The sequence below is a fragment of the Pseudomonas sp. PH1b genome (genome assembly GCF_000633395.1).
In the GTDB taxonomy this organism is placed as follows: Bacteria; Pseudomonadota; Gammaproteobacteria; order Pseudomonadales; family Pseudomonadaceae; genus Aquipseudomonas.
Genome location: NZ_AYMU01000005.1, coordinates 226,329 through 245,908, shown reverse-complemented (window position 1 = coordinate 245,908; position 19,580 = coordinate 226,329). Strand labels below are relative to the sequence as shown.

Here is a 19,580-nt window from a genome sequence, read left to right as displayed (position 1 = left end):
TGCAGCCAACGCCCCGCGTCCTTGAAAGAAGACTTGCCCATGTCGTTGTCCACCCCTAGCCAACCGGCGCTGCACCTGCTGTCCATCGAGGCCTTGCTGCAGGGTTTTGCCACCCGGCGGTTCACCCCGCTGGACCTGCTGCACGCACTGCTGGCACAGATCGAGCGCCATGAACCGCAGCTCAACGCCCTGTGCGAACGTCAGGACGCCGCCGCGCTGCTCGCGGCCCAGGCGTCCACCGCACGCTGGGCGGCCGGGCAGCCCATGGGCCGGCTGGATGGCATTGCGATTCTGGTCAAGGACAACAGCGACATTCAGGGCTGGTACACCCGCAACGGCTCGAAGGCCCTGCTGGAGCGACCGGTGATGACCCGCGACAGCAGCCTGGTAGCTCGGCTGCGCGAGGCCGGGGCGATTTTCATCGGCAAGACCACCCTGCCGGAACTGGCCAGCACGCCCCTGACCGATAGCCCGCTGACCGGGATCACCCGCAACCCGTGGAATTTCGCCCTGCATGCCGGTGGCAGCAGCGGCGGCAGTACCGCTGGGGTCGCCGCCGGCTACGCCCCGGCCGCCACCGGTAACGATGCCGCCGGGTCGATCCGCACCCCGGCAAGCTTTTGCGGGGTGATTGGCTTCAAGCCCAGCCACGGGCTAGTGTCCGCCTGCCCGAGCATCGACCCCGGGGGCATGGCCGCCGAAGGACCGATTGCCCGCCATGTACGGGACATTGCCCTGCTGATGGAACACCTGGGCATCTACGAGCCCGGCGAGCCCTTTGCCTGGCCCCACGCCACGGGTGACTTCCTGGGAAGCATCGAGGACGGTGTCAGCGGCCTGCGCATCGCCTTCAGCGCCGACCTGGGCTACGCCGCCCATGTCGACCCGCAGATCGCTGCCAGTTGCCTGGCCGCAGCGCAGCTTCTGCAGCAGGCCGGGGCGACCCTGGTCCTGGCCTCGCCGGACATCGGCAACCCGGCGCCGAACTACCTGCGGGCCTGGCCAGTGGAAGTCGCCTGCGCCGTGGCCCAGGAAATTCCCGCCGAACAGCAGCACCAGGTGGGGGACTTTCTCCAGCAGGCCCAGGTCCGGGCGCGCCAGCTCAATGCCCTGGACTACGCCTGCGCCGTGCAGGAGCGGCATCAGGTTGCCCAGCGGCTGCATGATTTTCTCGGTGACTACGACTTGCTGCTGACCCCCACCGCGGTGGTCGAGCCGTTCGCCGTGGAGCGCCAGAGCCCGCCCGACTGGCCCGGCGACGTCAGCGCCATGTGGCAGCCGACCACCTTCCCGTTCAATTTCAGCCGCCAACCGGCGCTGAGCATGCCCTGCGGCCTGAGCGCCGCGGGCTTGCCCATCGGCCTGCAGATTGTCGCGCGCTTCGGCCGCGACTCACTGGTACTGCAGGCCGCCCGGGCCCTGGAAAAACGCCTGCCCGCCGGGATGTTCACGCACCCCAGCGGGCTGGCCGAAGCAGCGATCGCATCACCCGCAACACGCTAGACCCGCACGGCACAACTGGCTGGCGCCGCAGAAGCGGCGCCGACGCACGGACAAGGAGGTGGACCATGAATTCTTCAAGCAGTTGGTATCAAGACACCCAATTCGACCACGACATCTACGTGATGATCATCCGTGAGCCGAGCTCGCCCAGCCTTGATCCGCACCAGTCCGGTTCCAGCTACAGCTACGTCGGGCGCCTGACCGGCCACGGCCAGCACCCTTGCTTCTCCGTGCATTTCGCCTGCCCGCCCTACGGCAACGACTACAGCTGCACCGATGCGGCGTTGCAGGCCGGCCTGGCCCATGGCCGCGCGCTGATCGAGCACTGGCGCACCCGGGGCCGCAAGCCGCCGACGCCTACCGCCGAACTGGCCCTTTCCAGCTACAGCAACTGATTGCTGCCAGGTTGCATGGCTGGCTGGCGGAGCAAGGGTTGTCGTAGGCTGCGCGCTCATCCGGCCATCGGCCATTACCGAGGAGCATCGATCCATGCCCTACATCAACCTGCAGATCACCCGCGGCGCCACGCGCCAGCAGAAGGCCCAACTGGTCAAGGAGTTCACCGAATCGCTCGTGCGGGTGCTGGGCAAGAACCCGGAGCACACGCACATCGTGATCCAGGAAATCGAGCACTGCGATTGGGGTTTCGCCGGCGAGCTCAGCGACGGCGACAAGGCCTGAGCCCGCCTATTCGTCGACCGCCAGTGACATCAGGTAGTGCCTGGCCTGGCGGTACTTTTCCAGGCGCTGCAAGTCTTCGGCGCCTGGCTCGGGGATGCGCGACAGGTCGCTGTTTTCCGCCAGATCCGCCAGTTTCACCTGCCGCGCCAAGGGGTTGGCGCCGGCGCGGCGGATGAACGCCGGATAATCTTCGCCTTCCACCTTGGTCAGCGCCTGCAGCGCCGCCAGCACTTCTGCGCTGAAACCTTCGTCGCGCAACTGCTCCTGGGTGACCGGACAGTCTTCCAGCACATCGTGCAACACCGCGACGATCCGCGCCGCGGGCTGGCTCAGGCGCAGCATGACCCGCAGCGGGTGCAGGATATAGGGAGCGCCCCCCTTGTCGACCTGCCCGGCATGGGCTTCGGCGGCCAGCGCGATGGCGCGCTCCAGGCTGCTCATCGCAGGTTGCTCAGGTTGTTGGCGCTGGCTGCCGGGCTGTGCATGGGCCACCTCAGGGGGAAAAGACGGCCCATACTACCCCGCCCCCCGGCCCTGGCGCAGCGACTTCACGCCAGGGCCAACAGCCGCTGGGCACGAAGCAGCACCGGCGCATCGACCATCTGCCCGTCGACCTGATACGCCCCGGCGCCGTCCTGGCCGCCCTCCACCACCCGCTGCGCCCAGGCCAGTTCATCGGCGCTGGGGGCCAGGGCCTGGTGGATCACCGGCACCTGCCGTGGATGAATGCACAGGGCCCCGGCAAAGCCCATGGCGTAGGCATGCCGGATCGAATCCGCCAGGCCCTGGCTGTCGGCGATTCCCGGGTACACGCCGTCCAGCGGCGCCTGCAGCCCTGCGGCCCGGGAGTGCAGGATCAGCGCCAGGCGCGCCTGGTCCAGGGCGAACTGCGCCGCCGGGGTGGCGCTGCTGAGGTTGAGGTCCAGGGCCAGGTCCAGGCCGCCGAAGGACAAGCGCTGAACCCCGGGCGCCGTGGCGATCTGCGCCAGGGCCAGCAGGCCCCGGGCACTTTCGATGATCGGCCAGACCGGCCGCCCGCTGGCGGCGGCCCGCGCCACCTGGGCGGCGCTTTCGACCTTGGGCAGGAGGATCCCCGTCACGCCGGGTTGGGCCATGCAGAACTCCAGGTCGGCCTTGTGCTGGGGGTGTTCCGGGGCGTTGACCCGGACCCAGGCCCGGGCTTCGGGGTGCTCGCCGAGAAATGCCTGGAGGTGGTTGCGGGCCTGGACCTTGAGGGGCTCCTCGACCGCGTCCTCGAAGTCGACGATCACCGCGTCGGCGCCGCTGGCCAGGGCCTTGGCAAAACGCTCGGGACGGCTGCCGGGGACGAACAGCGCGGAGCGGACAATGGGGTTGGACATGTTCGGATCCTTGTTAATGGAAGACCAATTGCGGCCAGGCTTGCTGCCCGGCTCCTACGATAAAAGCCTGGTATTGTCCTGCCCTCTGTAGGAGCCGGCTTGCCGGCGAAGGCGATCTCAGGGGCCCCTTCGCTGGCAAGCCAGCTCCTACGATAAGAGCCCGGTATACCCTGCCCCCTGTAGGAGCCGGCTTGCCGGCGAAGGCGATCTCAGGGGCCCCTTCGCTGGCAAGCCAGCTCCTACGATAAGAGCCTGGTGTTGTCCTGCCCTCTGTAGGAGCCGGCTTGCCGGCGAAGGCGATCTCAGGGGCCCCTTCGCTGGCAAGCCAGCTCCTACGATAAGAGCCTGGTGTTGTCCTGCCCTCTGTGGGAACCGGCTTGCCGGCGAAGGCGATCTCATGGGCCCTCTTCGCTGGCAAGCCAGCTCCTACGATAAGAGCCTGGTGTTGTCCTGCCCTCTGTGGGAACCGGCTTGCTGGCGAAGGCGATCTCATGGGCCCTCTTCGCTGGCAAGCCAGCTCCTACGATAAAAGCCCGGTATACCCTGCCCTCTGTGGGAGCCGGCTTGCCGGCGAAGGCGATCTCAGGGGCCCCTTCGCTGGCAAGCCAGCTCCTACGATAAGAGCCTGGTGTTGTCCTGCCCTCTGTGGGAGACGGCTTGCCGGCGAAGGCGATCTCGGGGCCCCCTTCGCTGGCAAGCCAGCTCCTACGGGGAGGTGGGGGTTGAGATGACTCCGCGGGCCTGCAGTTGCTCGATGCTTTGCGCGCTCAGGCCCAGTTCGGCGAGGATCGCTGCGCTGTGCTGGCCCAGCGCCGGGACGGCGTCCATGCGCGGTACGAAGGCGCTGTTGCGCGCCGGCGGCAGCAGCGCCGGCAGGCGGCCAGCCGGGCTGTCCACCTGGCGCCAGGCTTCCCGGGCCGCCAGTTGCGGGTGCTGCCACACGCCCTGCATGTCGTTGACCCGGGCGTTGGCGATCTGCGCCTGCTCCAGCCGTTCGATCACCTGGGCGACGCTGAGCCGGGCAAACCCTTCGACAATGATCTGACGCAACGCCGCGCGGTTGGCCGATCGCTTGAAGTTGGCACTGAAGCGCTCATCGGCGGCCAGTTCCGGCAGCTCCAGTACCTTGTCGCAGAACGCCGCCCATTCACGCTCGTTCTGCAGGCCGAGCATCACCGTGCCGCCGTCACCGGCGGGAAACGGCCCGTAGGGATAGATGGTGGAATGGGCTGCCCCGGCCCGCGGCGGCGGCTCGGCCCCCTCGAAGGCGTAGTACATGGGGTAGCCCATCCACTCCACCAGGCTTTCCAGCATGCTGATGTCGATGCGGCTGCCCAGGCCGGTGCGCCCCCGCAGCAGCAGGGCCGAAAGAATCCCGCTGTAGGCGTACATGCCGGCGGCGATGTCGGCAATCGAGCAGCCGGCCTTGGCCATCTGCTCCTCGCCGGGGCCGCCGGTCACCGACAGAAAGCCGCCCTCGCTCTGGATCAGCAGGTCGTAGGCCTTTTTCCGCTCATAGGGGCCGCCTGTGCCATAGCCGGAAATATCGCAGACGATCAGCCGTGGAAAACGCTCATGCAGGGCTTCGAAGGACAGCCCCATGCGCGCCGCCGCCCCCGGTGCGAGGTTCTGCACCAGCACGTCGGCGCCGGCCAGCAGGCTGTCCAGCAAGCCCTCGGCTTCAGGCTGCTTGAGGTCCAGGGTCAGGCTTTCCTTGGAGCGGTTGGTCCACACGAAGTGCGAGGCCAGGCCCTTGACCCGCTGGTCGTAACCCCGGGCGAAATCGCCGCTGCCGGGGCGCTCGACCTTGATCACGCGGGCGCCCAGGTCCGCCAGCTGGCGGGTGCAGAATGGCGCGGCGATGGCGTGCTCCAGGCTGACCACGGTGATGCCGTCCAGGGGCCGTAGTGGTGCTGTGTTGTCAGTCATGTTCGGTCCTCGCCCTGTTGGATGTCGGGCATTCAGAGCAGTGAGTTGAGGTCGGCGGCGTCACGCAGGGCCCAGATCCGGCGGATCAGCTCGGCCCCCTGCTGCGGGGTGCGGGCGCCGGAGAACTGCAGCAGGCGCTGGAACTTGTCTTCCAGCTCGGCCCGGGACAGGCCATTGCCCGGATCACCCTTGGGCTCGTCGATGGCGCCGTGCAGGGTGCGGCCATCCAGGCACTGCACCTCGACCCGGCCCAGCCAGCGCTGCGGGTAGGCGCTGTCCACCTCGGCATCGAGCAGCATGCCGACCTTGTCGCGAAACGCCGCGACCCGGGGGTCGTGCAGTGCGTGCTGCTGAAACTCCGGCAGCCCGGCCTTGCCGTGCACCGCGATCAGGCCCAGCACGGTGCCCATGGAGAACTTGGCCTGGTGCACGGTTTGCGGCACTTGCACCCGGCCCAGCACGTCAATGGCGCCCTGGTGGACCCGGGCTTGCACCCGGGCAATCTGCTCGTGCTCCAGGCCCTCGCGCTGCATCAGGGCCAGCAAGGCGTCGGCAGCGGGATGGGTGTGACGGCAGGACGCGTGGAACTTGAACGAGGTCTCCAGCAGCGCCCAGCGACTGCCGAGGCGGTCGCTCAGGCACGCGGGCCGGGCATCACTGGACATGCCGGCGGCCATGCCCTGCTCGCCTTCGAGGATATTACGCGCGCCGCTCAGGCCGTCCCGGGTCAGGTAGGCGGCCAGCAGGCCATCGGCCGCAGCCTTGGCGGTGTGCAACTGCTTGGAATCGGCGGCGTCGCGCAGAAACTCCCAGAGCCCGGCGGCCTGGGTGCCGGCGCTGCCCAGCAGATTGATGAACTGCTCGGGATCGAACTCCATCAGCTTGCCCACCGCCACTGCGGCCGCCAGGGTGCCGACAGTGGCCGTGGTGTGGAAGATCCGGTAGTGGGAACGGCCCATGAATTCGCCGATGCGAATGCCCGCTTCATAACCGGCCACCGCCGCCAGCAGCAGCTCGCGGCCGGACTTGCCCAGGTCCTGGGCGGCCGCCAGCGCCGCCGGGAACACCACGGTGGCCGGGTGCAATACCGAGCTGTTGTGCAGGTCGTCCTGCTCCACCAGGTGCGATGAAGCCGCGTTGACCAGGGCGGCAAAATACGCCGAACTGCTGCCGCCATTGACCAGGATCGCCGCCGGCCCGGTGGCGGGCCCCATGTGCCGGGCATAGGCCTCGAACAACGGGATCGGATGCGCGCCCCGGGCTGCCAGGGCCGAGCCCAGCCAGTCGAGGAACAGCTCCTCGCTGCGTTGCACCACCGCATCGGGCAGATCGTCGTAGCGCAGGCCGGCCAGGAATCCGGCCAGGTCGTGGGTATGGCTCATCGGGGATTCCTCAGAAGCTGCGGGGCAGCTCGAGCAGGTGCTCGGCCACATAGGACAGGATCAGGTTGGTGGAGATCGGCGCCACCTGGTACAGCCTTGTCTCGCGGAACTTGCGCTCGACGTCGTATTCGCAGGCAAAACCAAAACCACCGTGGGTCTGCAGGCAGGCGTTGGCCGCTTCCCAGGAGGCCTTGGCGGCCAGGTACTTGGCCATGTTGGCGCTGGCCCCGGCGTTGCGCCCACTGTCGTATTCCGCGCAGGCGCGCCAGCGCATCAGGTCGGCGGCCTCGATCTCGATATGGGCCTCGGCGATGGGAAACTGCACCCCCTGGTTCTGCCCGATGGGCCGGCCGAACACCACCCGATCCCGGGCGTAGGCGCTGGCCTTTTCGATGAACCAGCGGCCATCGCCGATGCACTCGGCGGCGATCAGCGTGCGCTCGGCATTGAGGCCGTCGAGGATGTATTTGAAGCCCTTGCCCTCCTCGCCGATCAGGCTGTCCGCCGGCAGCTCGAGGTTGTCGAAGAACAGTTCGTTGGTCTCGTGGTTGACCATGTTGGCGATGGGTTGCACGGTCAGGCCGTTGCCGATGGCGTCACGCAGGTCGACCAGGAAGATCGACATGCCTTCGGATTTCTTCCTGACCTCGGCCAGGGGCGTGGTGCGCGCCAGCAGGATCATCAGGTCGGAATGCTGGACTCTGGAGATCCACACCTTCTGCCCGTTGATCACGTACTTGTCGCCGTGGCGGATGGCGGTGGTCTTGATCTTGGTGGTGTCGGTGCCGGTGGTGGGTTCGGTGACGCCCATGGACTGCAGGCGCAGTTCGCCGCTGGCGAGCCTGGGCAGGTAGTAGCGCTTCTGCGCTTCGCTGCCGTGACGCAGCAGGGTGAACATGTTGTACATCTGCCCGTGGACGGTGCCGGAGTTGCCGCCGCAGCGGTTGACCTCTTCGAGAATCACCGAGGCTTCGGCCAGGCCCAGGCCGGAGCCGCCGTATTCCACGGGGATCATCGCCGACAGCCAGCCGGCCTCGGTCAGGGCCTTGACGAAGGCTTCGGGAAAGCCCTTGCGCTCGTCGATGGCACGCCAGTAGGCGGCATCGAATTCGCCACACAGGGCACGCACGCCTTCACGAATGGCGTTGAATTGTTCAGGGTCGTGGGGGGTCATCAACAGGCTCTCCGTCCCGGGTTGTTGTTGGAATTCAGTCGAATTGCACGGCGCCGCGCTGGGCCAGCCCGGCTTCGTCGCCGGCCCAGAGTTCGGCGTGGCCGGGGGCGCTGATGCGCCCGCCCACCACAAAGGGCTGGGGGGCGATCAAGGGGCGCAGGCCGCGGTAGGCAAAAGCCCGCAGGCGCGCCGCAGGGTTGGCGCGGCAGAAGGCTGCCAGGCTCAGGGTGGCGATCAGCGGGCCGTGCACCACCAGCCCCGGGTAGCCCTCGGTGGCGGTGGCATAGGGCTGGTCGTAATGGATGCGATGGCCGTTGAAGGTCACCGCGCTGTAGCGAAACAGCAGGGTCGGGCTCGGTTCCAGCCTTTCCTGCCAGTCGCCCTCGATCAGTGCCTCGCTGCCCTGCAGTCGCGGTGGGGTCGGCTCGCGGTAGACGATGTCCTGCTCCTCGCGCAGGGCCAGCCGGCCATCCTGGGAATATTCGTGGCAGAGGGTGACGAACAACAGCTTGCCGGTGCGCCCGGCCTTTTCCTCGACCTGGATGATGCGGCTCAGGCAACTGGCCTCGGCGCCGGCGCGCAACGGCTCATGGAACTCCAGGCGACCACCGGCCCACATGCGGTTGCGCCGGTCTGCCGGCGGCAGGAAGCCGCCCCGGGCGGGATGGCCGTCCGCCCCCAGGGCCGAGGCCGGTTGTGGTTGCTGAAAGAAGCACCAGTGCCACAGGGGCGGCAGGGCCTCGCCGGGGGCGGGCGTTGCCTGGCCCAGGGTGGCGGCGATGCGCGCCAGCAGGCAGTGGTTGAACGCGTCGTCAATTCGCTGGCTGCGGCCGATCCAGGCACGGGGGTCGATGGCACTCATATAGGCAGGATCCTCATACGCAAGGGTGATGGCGGCCATCATGCAAGGGCCGACCGCGTACCGAGAATTTGCATTTCTATAAACCGGCGTTCGTTTATGCTGAACGCCTTGCGCCCACAGGAGCCCGGACATGCATTTCGATCTGGCGGACCTACGCCTGTTTATCCATATCGCCGAATCCCCCAGCCTGACCCAGGGGGCACGCCGGGCCTTTCTCTCCCCCGCCGCCGCCAGTGCGCGGATCAAGGCCCTGGAAGGTCAGCTTGAAACCCGCCTGCTGTACCGCGACAGCCGCGGCGTGGAGGTCACTCCGGCCGGTGAACGCCTGCTGCAGCACGCGCGACTGATCATGCGCCAGGTGGATTACCTGAAAAGCGAGTTCACTCAATACGGCGGCGATTCCACCGGGCACATCCGCATCTTCGCCAACACCACGGCGGTCACCGAGTTCCTGCCGGAAATACTCGCAGGCTTCCTGTCCCAGCGCCCAGGGGTCACGGTGGACCTGCAGGAGCGCCTGTCCCGGGACATTGTCCGCGGGGTGCTGGACGGCACCTCGGACATGGGCATCATCGCCGGCCCCGTGGAGGCCGCCGGCCTGCAGGTGCTGCACTTCAGCACCGATCACCTGGTGCTGACGGTGCCGGTGGACCACCCGCTGGCCGCCCAGGCGTCGGTGACCCTGGAACAGACCCTGGATTACCAGCACATCGGCCTGCATGAAGGCAGCACCTTGCTGAGCTTCCTGCGTGAGCACGTGGAGCGCCTGGGCAAGCAGTTGTCGCTGCGCATCCAGGTGTCGAGCTTCGAGGCGATCTGCCGCATGGTCGAGGCCGGGGTCGGCATCGGCATCCTTCCCGAGTCCGCCGCACTGCGGCACAGCCGGACCATGCAGCTGGTGACGGTGAAGCTGGATGAGAGCTGGGCGATTCGTGAACGCAGCATCATCGTTCGCGAACTGGAAGCCCTGCCCGGCACCGTGCGGGCGCTGATCGCGACGCTGATGCCAACGGCGCTGCAACCTGCCACCAGCCAGGCTGGCGAGTGAGGCCGGCCACGCCTCGGACACGGCAAGGCCCCAGGGGCTAGTGCCCCCGGGGCATGGCTGAGGTGGTCAGGCTGAAGGCGTTACTGCGGGCAGCCATTGCTGATCCAGGCACTGAGTTCATCGATCTGCGCCTGGGGCATGGAAGGGCCGCCCGGAGGCATCGGGCCGAACGCCCCTTCCGGCCCCCAGTAAGTGCCCGCGGTGCCGCTCAGGGCGTAGATGATGTTCGAGTGGGCGCCATCGCCCTTGCTCAGGATCGGCAGCGCCTGGCCGGTATTGGGGTCCTGTACCCCGGGTACGTTGCCGGTGACGAAGGCCTGATAGCTGGTCTGCCAGAAGGCCTCATGGGGAGCCCCCGATATGGGCAGGTTGTTCTGCGCGACGTAGCTGTCGAGAAGGTTCTGCACATCCTTGAAACTGTTGAGCGCCATGCTTATTCCCCTTCGATATGCGGATTGAACAACTGCAGATAACGCACACTGGCGGCCGCGGCCGATTCGGCGCCCGCGGCCTCGGGCAGCCGGACATTGCCGCCCTGCAGGATGAAGCTGAAGTCGTAACCGGCGACCTGGGCGTTGCCATGGCAGCCCATGCAGCCCCCCATGTTCACCCCCTGCACCGCGGAGGTTCTGCTCGGCTGGGAGAACACGTTCGGCGGCGGTGGCGTACCGGCCGCCTGAAAGGAGGTCGGCGCACCGTTGGTGGCAATCCGCCCCCTGAACTGCTGCAGGGTGTAGTCGGTTTCCACCATGATATTGGCCTGGTAGTAAACCCCGCGCCCATGGCTGATATCGGTCCTGGATATCTGCGTGGTGTCGAACGGCTGGGCCTGGACCGAGACCAGCTTGTAGTACAGCCAGGGAGAGTTGCTGATCTTGCGAGCCTGGTTGTAGTCCTGGATCGCCCGATGCGCGGCCTGATTGACCTGCACCACATCCGGGGTGATCGACTCATAGCGCTGGTTGACGCAGATCGGCCCGCCAGACGGTAGCCCGGGTTTGTTCTGCTCTTGGAAATACAGCTGCTTTCCAGGCTTGCAGAAACCGCCACTGGCCTTGACCAACGGCAAGTTGGGTTGCTGGGGAGTCGGTATCCCGTCCTGGTAGTTCAACCTGGGCGTGGTGGGATCGGCAGTCGGCGGACGGTTGACGATGGTGCCGTCCTGGTCTTCTACCGCCCGGCCATTGGCCAGCAGGATGTTGTCGGCCTGCTCGAAGGTGGCATAGATGAAGCTCGGGGCGCTGGGGGTCTTCTGGATGATGTGCAGCGCAACCATGGCCCACTGATCCTCGAAATAGCAGAGGCCGCTGTTCGGCGCCTTCTGCCGCTCGTAGAAACGCACGGTCTGCACATGGAATCGCGACGGATTCTCCCCGGGGCCGAGCTTGCGCCAGGCCGACTTGACCTCGATGGTGCCATTGGGAAAGTTGACCCGCGGGCCAGAGGGGAATACCGGCGGCTTCTGCTTGACCGCTGTATTGAAGGCGTTCGCGGCCTGACGCAGCGAGGGGTTGGCGTACCAGTACTGATTGGCCGCCACATAGGCGTATTGCACCTGATTGGCCTTGGCCAGGAAGCGCACCAGCTGGGGCTGGGAGTTGCCGCCGACAGGGGTCGCAGGCGATGCCCCGGCGAACATCTGGTCGAGACCGATCTGGGTGGTTTCGTCGAGGTTGATCCAGGCCGGCTGCCGCACCGGGGCCTGGCCGGCGCAGGCCTCGACCTTGACCGCGTAGTTGTAGGTAGGGGGAAAGTTATAGCCATAGTTGCCCCGCGCCCCGGAGCCCGGATAGCCGGGTGGTCCGACACTGGCGTTGCCATTGCCCGGGAAAATCTCCACCTTGCTGCGGTAGGTCTGCCACACCAGGGGACCGGTCTGGGCACCGAACAACTGCCGGGTATCAGGCACATCGCGCTGCCCGGCTTGGGCCGGCCAGTTCAGGGCAATGAACTCCTGCCAGGCGAACGCCGCAGCCTGGGCCAGGGATGCCTGGGGCGCGCCTCCGGGGATATCGGCGGGCACCGTGGGCGAGATGCTGATGCTCACCGGCGCCGCCTGGGCGAACGCCCCCAGCAGGGCCATGCCACTTCCGAGCACGCCGAGAACGAGCTGCCGTGGGATAGGGTTGCTGCCACGCTGACGGTCCATGTCTTGCCTCCTGGGTATCCTGATCGACAGCGTAGATCAGGGTTTGCGCGGGCCAATACCGGTGAAAAGACCATTAGGCACTAGGGTTAATAGCCAAATGCCTGCACGGTTTTGCCCGGGCCAACCACCGGGCCAGCCCCCGTGCGGCACTGCCAGCGGCTAGGCTTGGGCAGGTTGCTGACGCACTCCCGGAGGTCCCCATGCAACTCGAAGGTTCCTGCCACTGCGGCGCCGTCCGCTTCAGCCTGGACAGCGCCCACCCCTACCCCTATCAACGCTGCTACTGCTCGATCTGCCGCAAGACCCAGGGCGGCGGCGGTTATGCCATCAACCTCGGCGGCGATGCCGCCAGCCTCAAGGTTCAAGGCCGCCGTCACCTCAGCGTCTATCGGGCATTGATCAAGCAGCCCGGGGCCCACCGGGCCCGACGCAGCAGCGCCGAGCGGCATTTCTGCAGCCTCTGCGGCTCGGGACTGTGGCTGTTCAGCCCGCAGTGGCCGGAGTTGATCCACCCCTTTGCCTCGGCCATCGACACGCCCTTGCCGGTGCCGCCGGAGCACACCCACCTGATGCTCGATTCCAGGGCGCCCTGGGTGGAGATCGACTGGCACCCCCATGACCTGCAGTTCGAGCACTACCCCGAGGAGTCCATCGCGCAATGGCATGCGCGCCTGGACCTGCAGCGATAAGGGGCCGCCCCGACGGTGCTGCGCCGGTTTGCCGCACCCGGCCAAAGGGCCGGCCCAGACGGCGCGGAACCTGACCGGTGATCGCCAGCGGGCCGGTGACAGCGCAGATATTGATGTCGGTCAAGGGTGTGCCTCGCCTGCGGGGTGAAGCTCTAGGCAATTGCTCGCCCTTTGGTTTTCCGGAGACTTGATCATGTCCAGCAGCGCTCTCGATATCCTCGTCCAACCGCCCTTCCCGGCACAGCAAGGCCAATACTGGATCGACGCCTTGAGCGATGGCAGCCATGTGCTGATCCGTCCGCTACGGCCCCAGGACCGGGAGCGCGAGAAAGCCTTTATCGAAAACCTCTCCCCGGTGACCCGGCACCAGCGTTTTCTCGGTGAGATCAAGGAAGTCGGCGAGCAACTGCTCGATCAGCTGATGGATGTCGGCACCCCGCAACGAGTCGCCTACGTGGCCCTGGTGCACGACAACGGCGAGCTGCGGGAAGTCGGTATCAGCCGCTACGCCCAGGTCGACGACCAGCCTTGGCGCTGCGAATTCGCCGTGACCATCGCCGATGAATGGCAAGGCAAGGGGCTTGGGGCGCTGCTGATGCAGCACCTGATCGACGAAGCCCGGCACAATGGTTTCCAGCAGCTGTATTCGGTGGACGCCGCGTCCAACTACAGCATGCGCCGGCTGGCGAAGGTTCTCGGCATGCGCAGCGCCATCGATCCCGACGACGCCACCCAGGTGATCCACAGCCTAGCCCTGTAGCCGCTGCGCCGCGCCTCAGCCCGAGGCGCGGCCGCACTGCCCGCAGAACCGCGCCCCGGCGGCCAGTGGCGTACCGCATTGGGCACAGCCCGCCGCCACCAAAGACGCCGCGCATTGCTGGCAGAACCGCGCGGATGCCGGGTTCAGCGCCCGGCATCGCGGGCAAGGACTGCCCCCTTGTGTGGAGGCCCCGGCGCCGTGATGACCGCCCCGGGAACCGCCGTGACCACCATGCCCGCCGCCATGCCCAGCGCCATGCTGCCCCGCCAACAACCGCTTGAAAAAACCCATGTCGATCACTCCACTGTGCTGTGATCGCCAGTAAAAACCCTGTAGCTACTACAGAGTCAAGCCATTGCGCTCAGGTGCTCGTAGAGAATCCCCGAGCCGACAATGATCAGCACCAGGCCGCCCAGCACTTCTGCACGCTGCCCCATCACCGTGCCAATGGCCCGGCCGAGCATCACGCCCAGGGTGACCATGGTCATGGTCGCCAGGCCAATGGCAGCCGCCGCCACCCAGATGTTCACGTCGACGAAGGCCAGGCCCACCCCCACGGCCAGGGCATCGATGCTGGTGGCAAAACCGGTGGCGGCCAGCAGCCAGAAGCCCTGCTTGCGTGGTGCCTCTTCTTCGGCTTCGGTTTCCAGGCGCAGGCCGTTGTAGATCATGTGCAGGCCCAGTACCAGCAGCAGGCCGAAGGCTATCCAGTGGTCCCAATGGGACACCCATTGGCTTGCGGCCTGGCCGATGAACCAACCCACCACCGGGGTGATGGCTTCAATGACGCCGAAGATCAAGCCAATGCGCAAAGCTTGCAACAGGCGTGGCTTGAGCATGGCCGAGCCCTTGCCCACCGCGGCGGCGAAGGCATCGGTGGACATGGCAAAGGCGAGGAAAATGATCGAGGCTGGGTTCACGTTGAGTCTTCCGGTCGGGCTTGAGTCCACGACATGCCCACGCGCCCGACTTCAGCGCAGGTATGTCGATGGTCTCACCAACCGAAACGGTGCCCGTACCACGGCAGGTTGCCGAGAGTGTTGATACGGGCGCCACCGCGGTGCGCGGTGGCAGGTTACTCCCCAAAGAGACGCGCAGCTTACCCGGGCATTTGTGAAAATTTCATCAGCGCCTCGCCACGTCAGCTCCAGGCACCAGGGGCTGGCGGCGTGAGCGCAATCGGGGTTTAACACTCTTTGACAGTTTCCCGACAAAGCTGCCAAAGACTGCTGCGCCGCCCTTCCCTAGGATCCGCACATCCAATTGGCCCTCGGGTGCTGCATGTCCCGCAAACGTCTCGGCCTGCCGCTGGTGGGCCTGCTCTTGAGCAACCTTGGCTGCAACGGCCAGCCGCCGGCGCCGCCGCCCATCGCACCCGGTGATTACGCCAGCATCATCGGCTACCTGAAGCAGTACATCCCGCAACAGATGGCCGAGCACCAGGTGCCAGGGCTGTCGATTGCCCTGGTGGACGGCCAGCAACTGATCTGGGCCCGGGGCTTTGGCTTCGCCGACCAGGCCCGGGGCCTGCAAGTGACCGAGAACACGGCCTTTCGCGCCGGCGCCCTGTCGCAGTTGCTGACCGCCACCGCGGTGATGCAACTGGTGGAGCAAGGGCGCCTGCAGCTGGACGCGCCGCTGCAGGACACCCTCAGGGAGTTCTATGTGCGCTCGCGTTTCCACGAGGACCAGGATGCCGCCGACCGGGCGGTAACCCTGCGCCGCCTGCTCAGCCACCAGGGCGGCATTCCCAGCGAATACCTGCGCGACGCACATCGGCCCGACGCCCTCGATGAACTGCCGAGAAAGCTCAGCGGGCTTTGGCTGAGCAACGCCCCGGGGACCCAGACCGCCTACTCCAATCTCGGTTATGCCCTGCTCGGGGCAGCGGTGGAGCGCAGCAGCGGCGTGGATTTCGAACAGCAATTGCAGAAGAGCCTGCTGCGCCCGCTGGGCATGAGCCAGTCGAGTTTCGTCGGTGACAGCCGCACCCAGCCTTACCGGGCAAGGGGCTACGAAGACGGCGCGAGCAGCGATGCCCTGGTCCGCGACCTTTCCGCCCAGGGCTTGTGGACCAGCCCGCGGGACCTGAGCCGCTACCTGCGCATGTTGTTCGCCCAGGGCCGGTACCAGGACCGGCAGTTGCTGTCAGCGGCCTCCATCAACGAAATGGTCCGCGCGCAGAACGCCGGCAACCCGCTGGATTTCGACTGTCAGGTAGGCCTGGGCTGGTTCCTGTCGCCCTGCGGCGAGGAGTGGGTCCGGCCGGGTATCCGTACCTGGCGGCACAGCGGCTTTGGCGCAGGGTTCCATGCCCAGGTCAGTGTGCTGGCCGAGCAGCAGCTGGCGGTGATCGTGATGAGCAATGCCAACAGCGGCGAGGCCCTGGCCCAACCCCTGGTGCCCCAGGTTCTGCGCATGCTGTTGCAGGCCCACGGCAGCTCGGCACAGCCACCGCCGGCCGCAGCCCCGCAGGCCAAGCGCCGGAGGGTTCCGGAAGCCGCGGATCGCCATCTGCTGGCGGGTTTCTACGCCACCCGCTGGGGCGTGCTGCGGATTCGCGACCAGCACCGACGCCTGTACGCCGAGCTGGCTGGCGAGCGCTACGAGCTGCTGCGCGACGAACAGGGCTGGCTGCGGGTGCGCAAAAGGTTGCTCGGGCTCTGGAATCAGGACCTCGGGCCCCTGGGCCAACTGCAACTGGACGTGATGAAGGTCCAGGGCCATCGGGTGTTCACCGCCAAGAGCCACGGCCAGTTGCTGGCGGTGGGGGAACGGGTCGAACCGGTGCCGCTGACGGACAACTGGCTGGCCACGGTCGGCACCTACCAGGCCCTCAACGCCGACTCAAGCGCTGCCCCCATCGACGGCATGAACATCGCCCTGGAGGACGGCTTCCTGATGATCCGCAGCCTGCAGCAAGGTCGCGCCCTCACCGACTACATCCTCGCTCCGGTGGACAACGCCCACGCGGTGATCGCCGGCAACGGCCCGGGCCTGGGCGATACCGTGCGCCGCCAGATCAATGGGGTGAACCTCCTGGGCTACTCATTCAAACGTACCTACAACGCCAACTACCTGAGGTTCTGACTGACGATGAAACGCCTGAGACGCTCCACCACCACCGCCTTGTGGGCCGGCACCCTGGGCCTGACCGCGGTCTCCCCCGCCCTGCACGCCGAAGACTGGAAATATGGCGTGCACGCCGGGGTCGCCAGCGTGCCGCGCTACAGCGGCAGTGACGAACGCGCCGTGGCGCCGATTCTCGGCGGCGAGATCGTCAGCCCCTGGGGGGTGTTCCTCAATACCGACCAGGGCCTGGGCTGGGGCAATGAATGGGGGGACTTCTCGTTCAGTACCTGGGTCGGCCCGAGCGAGGAACGCCGCGACAAGAACCACCTGGGTTCGGGCTCCAAGCGCCTCAAGGGCATGGGCGAAATCAAGTCCCGGGCGCAGTTCGGCGCGCACCTGGGCTACGACCTGGGGCCGTTCGAACTGGGCGCCACCCTGACCCACGCGGTGAAGAAGAACAGCAACCGTGACACCGGCTCGGCCTACAGCGCACTGGAACTGAGCATTGGCAGCAACCTCTACCAGGGCCGCTTCGGCAGCCTGGATGCCAGCCTCAACAGCCTGTTCGGCAACGCCGACTACATGCAGACCTGGTACGGGGTGAGCGACACCCAGGCGGCCCACAGCCGCTTCGGCGCCTACCGGGCCAAGGGTGGACGGGTCAGCAGCGGCGCCGACCTGGCCTGGACCCTGCCCCTCAATGAGCAGACCAAGGTCTCGACCCTGCTGTCGATGAAGTACCTGAGCAAGGAAGCCGGCGACAGCCCGATCGTCGATCGGCGCATGCAGACCAGCATCGCCACTGAGCTTGAGTACAGCTTCTAAGAAAGGGAACACGCGGCCCGTGATCACCGGCCGCGTTGTTGCGCAGGTTCAGGGCTCCGTGGGCGAACCTCAGTCGAGGTGGGCCCAGGTCATGCGGAAGGAAGCACCGCCCCACTCCGAATCTGCCACTTCCACCTTGCCGCCATGCCATTGCGACACCCGCCGCACCAGGGCCAGGCCCAGGCCGAACCCGCCGGTACGCCGGTCCCGGCTGGCATCAAGGCGGGAAAACGGCTCGAAGATCTTTTCCCGGCCGTCCACCGGCACCCCCGGACCGTCATCGTTGACCCGCACTTCGTAGCCATGCTCCAGGCGCACCAGGGACACCTCGACCCGGCGGTCGGCGTAGCGGATGGCGTTGCGCAGCAGGTTGATCACCGCCCGGGCCATGAACCGCGGCTCGATGCGCACGTACTCCACCTGGCAGGAACGAATCAGCAATTGCACCCCGGCCGCCTCGGCCTCCAGGGCCACGCTGCCGACCACGCTGTCGAGCCAGCTCTGGGCCTGGATGTTTTCCCGATGGAGGGTGGCCGCGCCATGTTCCAGGCTGGCGTAGCTGAGGAGTTCGGAGACCATTTCCTCCAGCTCGCCGAGGTCGGCATACATGTCGGCGATCAGTTCGCGGTTTTCTTCCGGGTCCGGCTGTTGCTGCAACTGGTCCAGCTCGAAGGACAGGCGGGCAATGGGCGTGCGCAGTTCGTGGGACACCGCGTTGGTCAGCTCGCGCTGATTGGCGATCAGGCCCTCGATACGCGCCGCCATGCGGTTGAAGTGCTGGGCCAGGTCGCGGATGTTGGAACGTCGCGACAGGTGCAGCCGGGTGCCCAGGTCGTTGTCGCCAAAACGTTCGGCGGCCAGGCGCAGGCGCTCCAGGTCGCGCCAGTGCGGGCGCACCCAGAAGTACAGGACGATGCCCAGCAGCGCGCCGAGCAAGGCATAGGCGGCGATGTTGTAGAGCAGGGTCAGGGGCGGATCTTCCGGCAGCTTGATGCTCAACAGTTGCTTGCCGCCGTCGATGCTGCCGATGAATTCGGTGAACTCCTCGCGCACCACCAACTGGTTGGAATCCAGCAGGGCCTGTTCACGCACGCTCAGGTCCAGGTCGTCGGCCTGCACCAGCTTGAGCAGCAGCCCGTAGTGCGGCTTGAGCTGCTCCAGTTGCTGCTGGCGCCCGGCCTCGTCGAACGGCCGCAACTGTTCGCTCAAGCTGTAGGCCGGCCCGCGCACCGCATCGCGGTTGTAGGACTCGATCAGGTCGGCGGCCAGGTAGTTGATGAAGATGTGCTGCACCGCGGTCATGGCCCCGGCGAAGCCCAGGGCCAGGAACAGGTAGAGCCCGAGAAACAGACGCAGCATTCAGACCTCCCAGGCGAACGGATTGAACAGGTAGCCCTTGCCCCACACGGTCTTGATGCACACCGGCTCGCGCGGGTTGTCCTTGAGCTTGCCCCGCAGCTTGCTGATGTAGACATCGACACTGCGGTTGAGGCCGTCGAACTCGATGCCGCGCATGCGGTTGAGGATGTCGTCCCGAGACAGGGTCTTGCCCGGCGCGCTGGCCAGCAGCCAGAGCAGCTCGAATTCCATGGTGGTCAGCTCCACCGGCTCGCCCGCCAGGCGCACCTCGCGGCTGTTGCGGTCGATGCTCAGCACGCCGAATGCCAGGGCCCCGCGCAGGGTGGTGGTTTCCGGCACCTGGCGCCGTTGCAGGGCGCGCAGGCGCGCCAGCAGCACCGCCGGTTTTATCGGCTTGATCACGTAGTCATCGGCGCCGGATTCCAGGCCGAGGATGTGGTCCAGGTCGTCTTCCTTGGCAGTGAGGATGACGATCGGGGTGTCTGCCACGGCGCGGATTTCCCGGCACACGTGCAGGCCGCTCTGACCGGGCAGCATCAGGTCGAGCACCACCAGTTTCGGTTTGAATTCAAGAAATGCCGCCAGGGCGGTATCGCCGCGGTGGACCGTCAGCACTTCAAAGCCGTGCTGGGACAGAAAATGCGCGATCAGCCCGGCGAGCTTCTCGTCATCTTCCACCAGCAACACCTTGCCAAGACCCAGGTTTTCCATATTTGCCAATCTGTGAGCGCACACTTGTGCGCGCGCATTATAGGGGGCAAGAGGTTAAGGAAAGGATAACGCAAG

The 19,580-nt window shown here is 66.6% G+C and carries 19 protein-coding genes and 1 pseudogene; 8 read left to right on the top strand and 12 right to left on the bottom strand.

Annotated features, from left to right (window positions below):
• Window positions 1-39: 39 nt before the first annotated feature.
• The 3 genes from U873_RS0110500 (at window position 40) to U873_RS0110490 (ending at window position 2,184) form a co-directional block, all read left to right on the top strand.
• Complete coding sequence (locus U873_RS0110500; protein ID WP_025128213.1) at window positions 40-1,503, top strand: amidase; 1,464 nt, start codon at window positions 40-42, stop codon at window positions 1,501-1,503.
• Between the two features lie 65 nt (window positions 1,504-1,568).
• Complete coding sequence (locus U873_RS0110495; RefSeq protein ID WP_025128212.1) at window positions 1,569-1,898, top strand: hypothetical protein; 330 nt, start codon at window positions 1,569-1,571, stop codon at window positions 1,896-1,898.
• 94 nt (window positions 1,899-1,992) lie between these two features.
• Window positions 1,993-2,184, top strand: coding sequence for a 4-oxalocrotonate tautomerase family protein (locus U873_RS0110490; protein WP_025128211.1), 192 nt, complete (start codon window positions 1,993-1,995; stop codon window positions 2,182-2,184).
• A gap of 6 nt (window positions 2,185-2,190) precedes the next feature.
• Here the strand turns inward: U873_RS0110490 and U873_RS0110485 are convergent, their stop codons facing one another.
• The 6 genes from U873_RS0110485 to U873_RS0110460 all read right to left on the bottom strand — a co-directional run bounded on the left by U873_RS0110485 (window position 2,191) and on the right by U873_RS0110460 (window position 8,892).
• Window positions 2,191-2,625 carry an HD domain-containing protein gene (locus U873_RS0110485; RefSeq protein WP_025128210.1) on the bottom strand — a complete coding sequence of 145 codons (435 nt, stop codon included), beginning with the start codon at window positions 2,623-2,625 and terminating at the stop codon, window positions 2,191-2,193.
• Between the two features lie 107 nt (window positions 2,626-2,732).
• Window positions 2,733-3,545 (bottom strand): CoA ester lyase, encoded by an 813-nt coding sequence (locus tag U873_RS0110480; protein WP_025128209.1) that lies wholly within the window; start codon window positions 3,543-3,545, stop codon window positions 2,733-2,735.
• Window positions 3,546-4,250: 705 nt separating this feature from the next.
• Entirely contained in the window at window positions 4,251-5,474 is a 1,224-nt protein-coding gene (locus U873_RS0110475; RefSeq protein WP_025128208.1) for a CaiB/BaiF CoA-transferase family protein, read from the bottom strand.
• A 32-nt stretch (window positions 5,475-5,506) separates the two neighbouring features.
• The gene (locus U873_RS0110470; RefSeq protein WP_025128207.1) at window positions 5,507-6,856 is read right to left on the bottom strand and encodes an MmgE/PrpD family protein; all 1,350 of its coding nucleotides are present in this window, start codon (window positions 6,854-6,856) and stop codon (window positions 5,507-5,509) included.
• 10 nt (window positions 6,857-6,866) lie between these two features.
• Window positions 6,867-8,030: an acyl-CoA dehydrogenase family protein gene (locus tag U873_RS0110465; protein ID WP_025128206.1), complete on the bottom strand. Its 1,164-nt coding sequence runs from the start codon at window positions 8,028-8,030 to the stop codon at window positions 6,867-6,869.
• A 34-nt stretch (window positions 8,031-8,064) separates the two neighbouring features.
• A complete protein-coding gene (locus tag U873_RS0110460; protein ID WP_025128205.1) occupies window positions 8,065-8,892 on the bottom strand; it encodes a MaoC family dehydratase N-terminal domain-containing protein in 828 nt (275 codons plus the stop codon).
• Window positions 8,893-9,022: 130 nt separating this feature from the next.
• Here U873_RS0110460 and U873_RS0110455 point away from each other — a divergent pair, with 130 nt between their 5' ends.
• Entirely contained in the window at window positions 9,023-9,940 is a 918-nt protein-coding gene (locus U873_RS0110455; protein WP_025128204.1) for a LysR family transcriptional regulator, read from the top strand.
• 80 nt (window positions 9,941-10,020) lie between these two features.
• Here U873_RS0110455 and U873_RS0110450 read toward each other — a convergent pair whose 3' ends face one another.
• The gene (locus tag U873_RS0110450; protein ID WP_025128203.1) at window positions 10,021-10,371 is read right to left on the bottom strand and encodes a hypothetical protein; all 351 of its coding nucleotides are present in this window, start codon (window positions 10,369-10,371) and stop codon (window positions 10,021-10,023) included.
• 2 nt (window positions 10,372-10,373) lie between these two features.
• A complete protein-coding gene (locus U873_RS0110445) occupies window positions 10,374-12,089 on the bottom strand; it encodes a hypothetical protein (RefSeq protein ID WP_025128202.1) in 1,716 nt (571 codons plus the stop codon).
• A gap of 200 nt (window positions 12,090-12,289) precedes the next feature.
• Between U873_RS0110445 and U873_RS0110440 the strand changes: the two genes are divergently transcribed.
• Together U873_RS0110440 and U873_RS0110435 are read left to right on the top strand one after the other, a co-directional pair.
• Window positions 12,290-12,778 (top strand): GFA family protein, encoded by a 489-nt coding sequence (locus U873_RS0110440; RefSeq protein WP_025128201.1) that lies wholly within the window; start codon window positions 12,290-12,292, stop codon window positions 12,776-12,778.
• Window positions 12,779-12,971: 193 nt separating this feature from the next.
• Complete coding sequence (locus U873_RS0110435; protein WP_025128200.1) at window positions 12,972-13,538, top strand: GNAT family N-acetyltransferase; 567 nt, start codon at window positions 12,972-12,974, stop codon at window positions 13,536-13,538.
• 15 nt (window positions 13,539-13,553) lie between these two features.
• Here the strand turns inward: U873_RS0110435 and U873_RS37180 are convergent.
• Both U873_RS37180 and mntP read right to left on the bottom strand, forming a co-directional pair.
• Window positions 13,554-13,691, bottom strand: a pseudogene (locus U873_RS37180) (zinc ribbon domain-containing protein); the annotation flags it as partial.
• Window positions 13,692-13,885: 194 nt separating this feature from the next.
• A complete protein-coding gene (gene mntP, locus U873_RS0110425; protein ID WP_025128199.1) occupies window positions 13,886-14,458 on the bottom strand; it encodes a manganese efflux pump MntP in 573 nt (190 codons plus the stop codon).
• A 361-nt stretch (window positions 14,459-14,819) separates the two neighbouring features.
• On the opposite strand from mntP, the gene U873_RS0110420 reads away from it, so the two are divergent.
• Both U873_RS0110420 and U873_RS0110415 read left to right on the top strand, forming a co-directional pair.
• A complete protein-coding gene (locus U873_RS0110420) occupies window positions 14,820-16,628 on the top strand; it encodes a serine hydrolase (protein WP_025128198.1) in 1,809 nt (602 codons plus the stop codon).
• Between the two features lie 6 nt (window positions 16,629-16,634).
• On the top strand, window positions 16,635-17,435 hold the full coding sequence (locus U873_RS0110415; protein ID WP_025128197.1) for a MipA/OmpV family protein: 801 nt from the start codon (window positions 16,635-16,637) through the stop codon (window positions 17,433-17,435).
• Window positions 17,436-17,504: 69 nt separating this feature from the next.
• Here the strand turns inward: U873_RS0110415 and U873_RS0110410 are convergent, their stop codons facing one another.
• Together U873_RS0110410 and U873_RS0110405 are read right to left on the bottom strand one after the other, a co-directional pair.
• The gene (locus tag U873_RS0110410; protein ID WP_025128196.1) at window positions 17,505-18,794 is read right to left on the bottom strand and encodes an ATP-binding protein; all 1,290 of its coding nucleotides are present in this window, start codon (window positions 18,792-18,794) and stop codon (window positions 17,505-17,507) included.
• Window positions 18,795-19,505: a winged helix-turn-helix domain-containing protein gene (locus U873_RS0110405; protein WP_011060933.1), complete on the bottom strand. Its 711-nt coding sequence runs from the start codon at window positions 19,503-19,505 to the stop codon at window positions 18,795-18,797. It abuts the gene before it with no gap.
• Between the last annotated feature and the right edge of the window lie 75 nt (window positions 19,506-19,580).

What these genes read in the sequence shown, in the direction of transcription:
- U873_RS0110500 (WP_025128213.1), top strand. Translation starts at nt 40, where the DNA reads ATGTCGTTGTCCACCCCTAGCCAACCGGCGCTGCACCTGCTGTCCATC.
- U873_RS0110495 (WP_025128212.1), top strand. Translation starts at nt 1,569, where the DNA reads ATGAATTCTTCAAGCAGTTGGTATCAAGACACCCAATTCGACCACGAC.
- U873_RS0110490 (WP_025128211.1), top strand. Translation starts at nt 1,993, where the DNA reads ATGCCCTACATCAACCTGCAGATCACCCGCGGCGCCACGCGCCAGCAG.
- U873_RS0110485 (WP_025128210.1), bottom strand. Translation starts at nt 2,625, where the DNA reads ATGAGCAGCCTGGAGCGCGCCATCGCGCTGGCCGCCGAAGCCCATGCC.
- U873_RS0110480 (WP_025128209.1), bottom strand. Translation starts at nt 3,545, where the DNA reads ATGTCCAACCCCATTGTCCGCTCCGCGCTGTTCGTCCCCGGCAGCCGT.
- U873_RS0110475 (WP_025128208.1), bottom strand. Translation starts at nt 5,474, where the DNA reads ATGACTGACAACACAGCACCACTACGGCCCCTGGACGGCATCACCGTG.
- U873_RS0110470 (WP_025128207.1), bottom strand. Translation starts at nt 6,856, where the DNA reads ATGAGCCATACCCACGACCTGGCCGGATTCCTGGCCGGCCTGCGCTAC.
- U873_RS0110465 (WP_025128206.1), bottom strand. Translation starts at nt 8,030, where the DNA reads ATGACCCCCCACGACCCTGAACAATTCAACGCCATTCGTGAAGGCGTG.
- U873_RS0110460 (WP_025128205.1), bottom strand. Translation starts at nt 8,892, where the DNA reads ATGAGTGCCATCGACCCCCGTGCCTGGATCGGCCGCAGCCAGCGAATT.
- U873_RS0110455 (WP_025128204.1), top strand. Translation starts at nt 9,023, where the DNA reads ATGCATTTCGATCTGGCGGACCTACGCCTGTTTATCCATATCGCCGAA.
- U873_RS0110450 (WP_025128203.1), bottom strand. Translation starts at nt 10,371, where the DNA reads ATGGCGCTCAACAGTTTCAAGGATGTGCAGAACCTTCTCGACAGCTAC.
- U873_RS0110445 (WP_025128202.1), bottom strand. Translation starts at nt 12,089, where the DNA reads ATGGACCGTCAGCGTGGCAGCAACCCTATCCCACGGCAGCTCGTTCTC.
- U873_RS0110440 (WP_025128201.1), top strand. Translation starts at nt 12,290, where the DNA reads ATGCAACTCGAAGGTTCCTGCCACTGCGGCGCCGTCCGCTTCAGCCTG.
- U873_RS0110435 (WP_025128200.1), top strand. Translation starts at nt 12,972, where the DNA reads ATGTCCAGCAGCGCTCTCGATATCCTCGTCCAACCGCCCTTCCCGGCA.
- U873_RS0110420 (WP_025128198.1), top strand. Translation starts at nt 14,820, where the DNA reads ATGTCCCGCAAACGTCTCGGCCTGCCGCTGGTGGGCCTGCTCTTGAGC.
- U873_RS0110415 (WP_025128197.1), top strand. Translation starts at nt 16,635, where the DNA reads ATGAAACGCCTGAGACGCTCCACCACCACCGCCTTGTGGGCCGGCACC.
- U873_RS0110410 (WP_025128196.1), bottom strand. Translation starts at nt 18,794, where the DNA reads ATGCTGCGTCTGTTTCTCGGGCTCTACCTGTTCCTGGCCCTGGGCTTC.
- U873_RS0110405 (WP_011060933.1), bottom strand. Translation starts at nt 19,505, where the DNA reads ATGGAAAACCTGGGTCTTGGCAAGGTGTTGCTGGTGGAAGATGACGAG.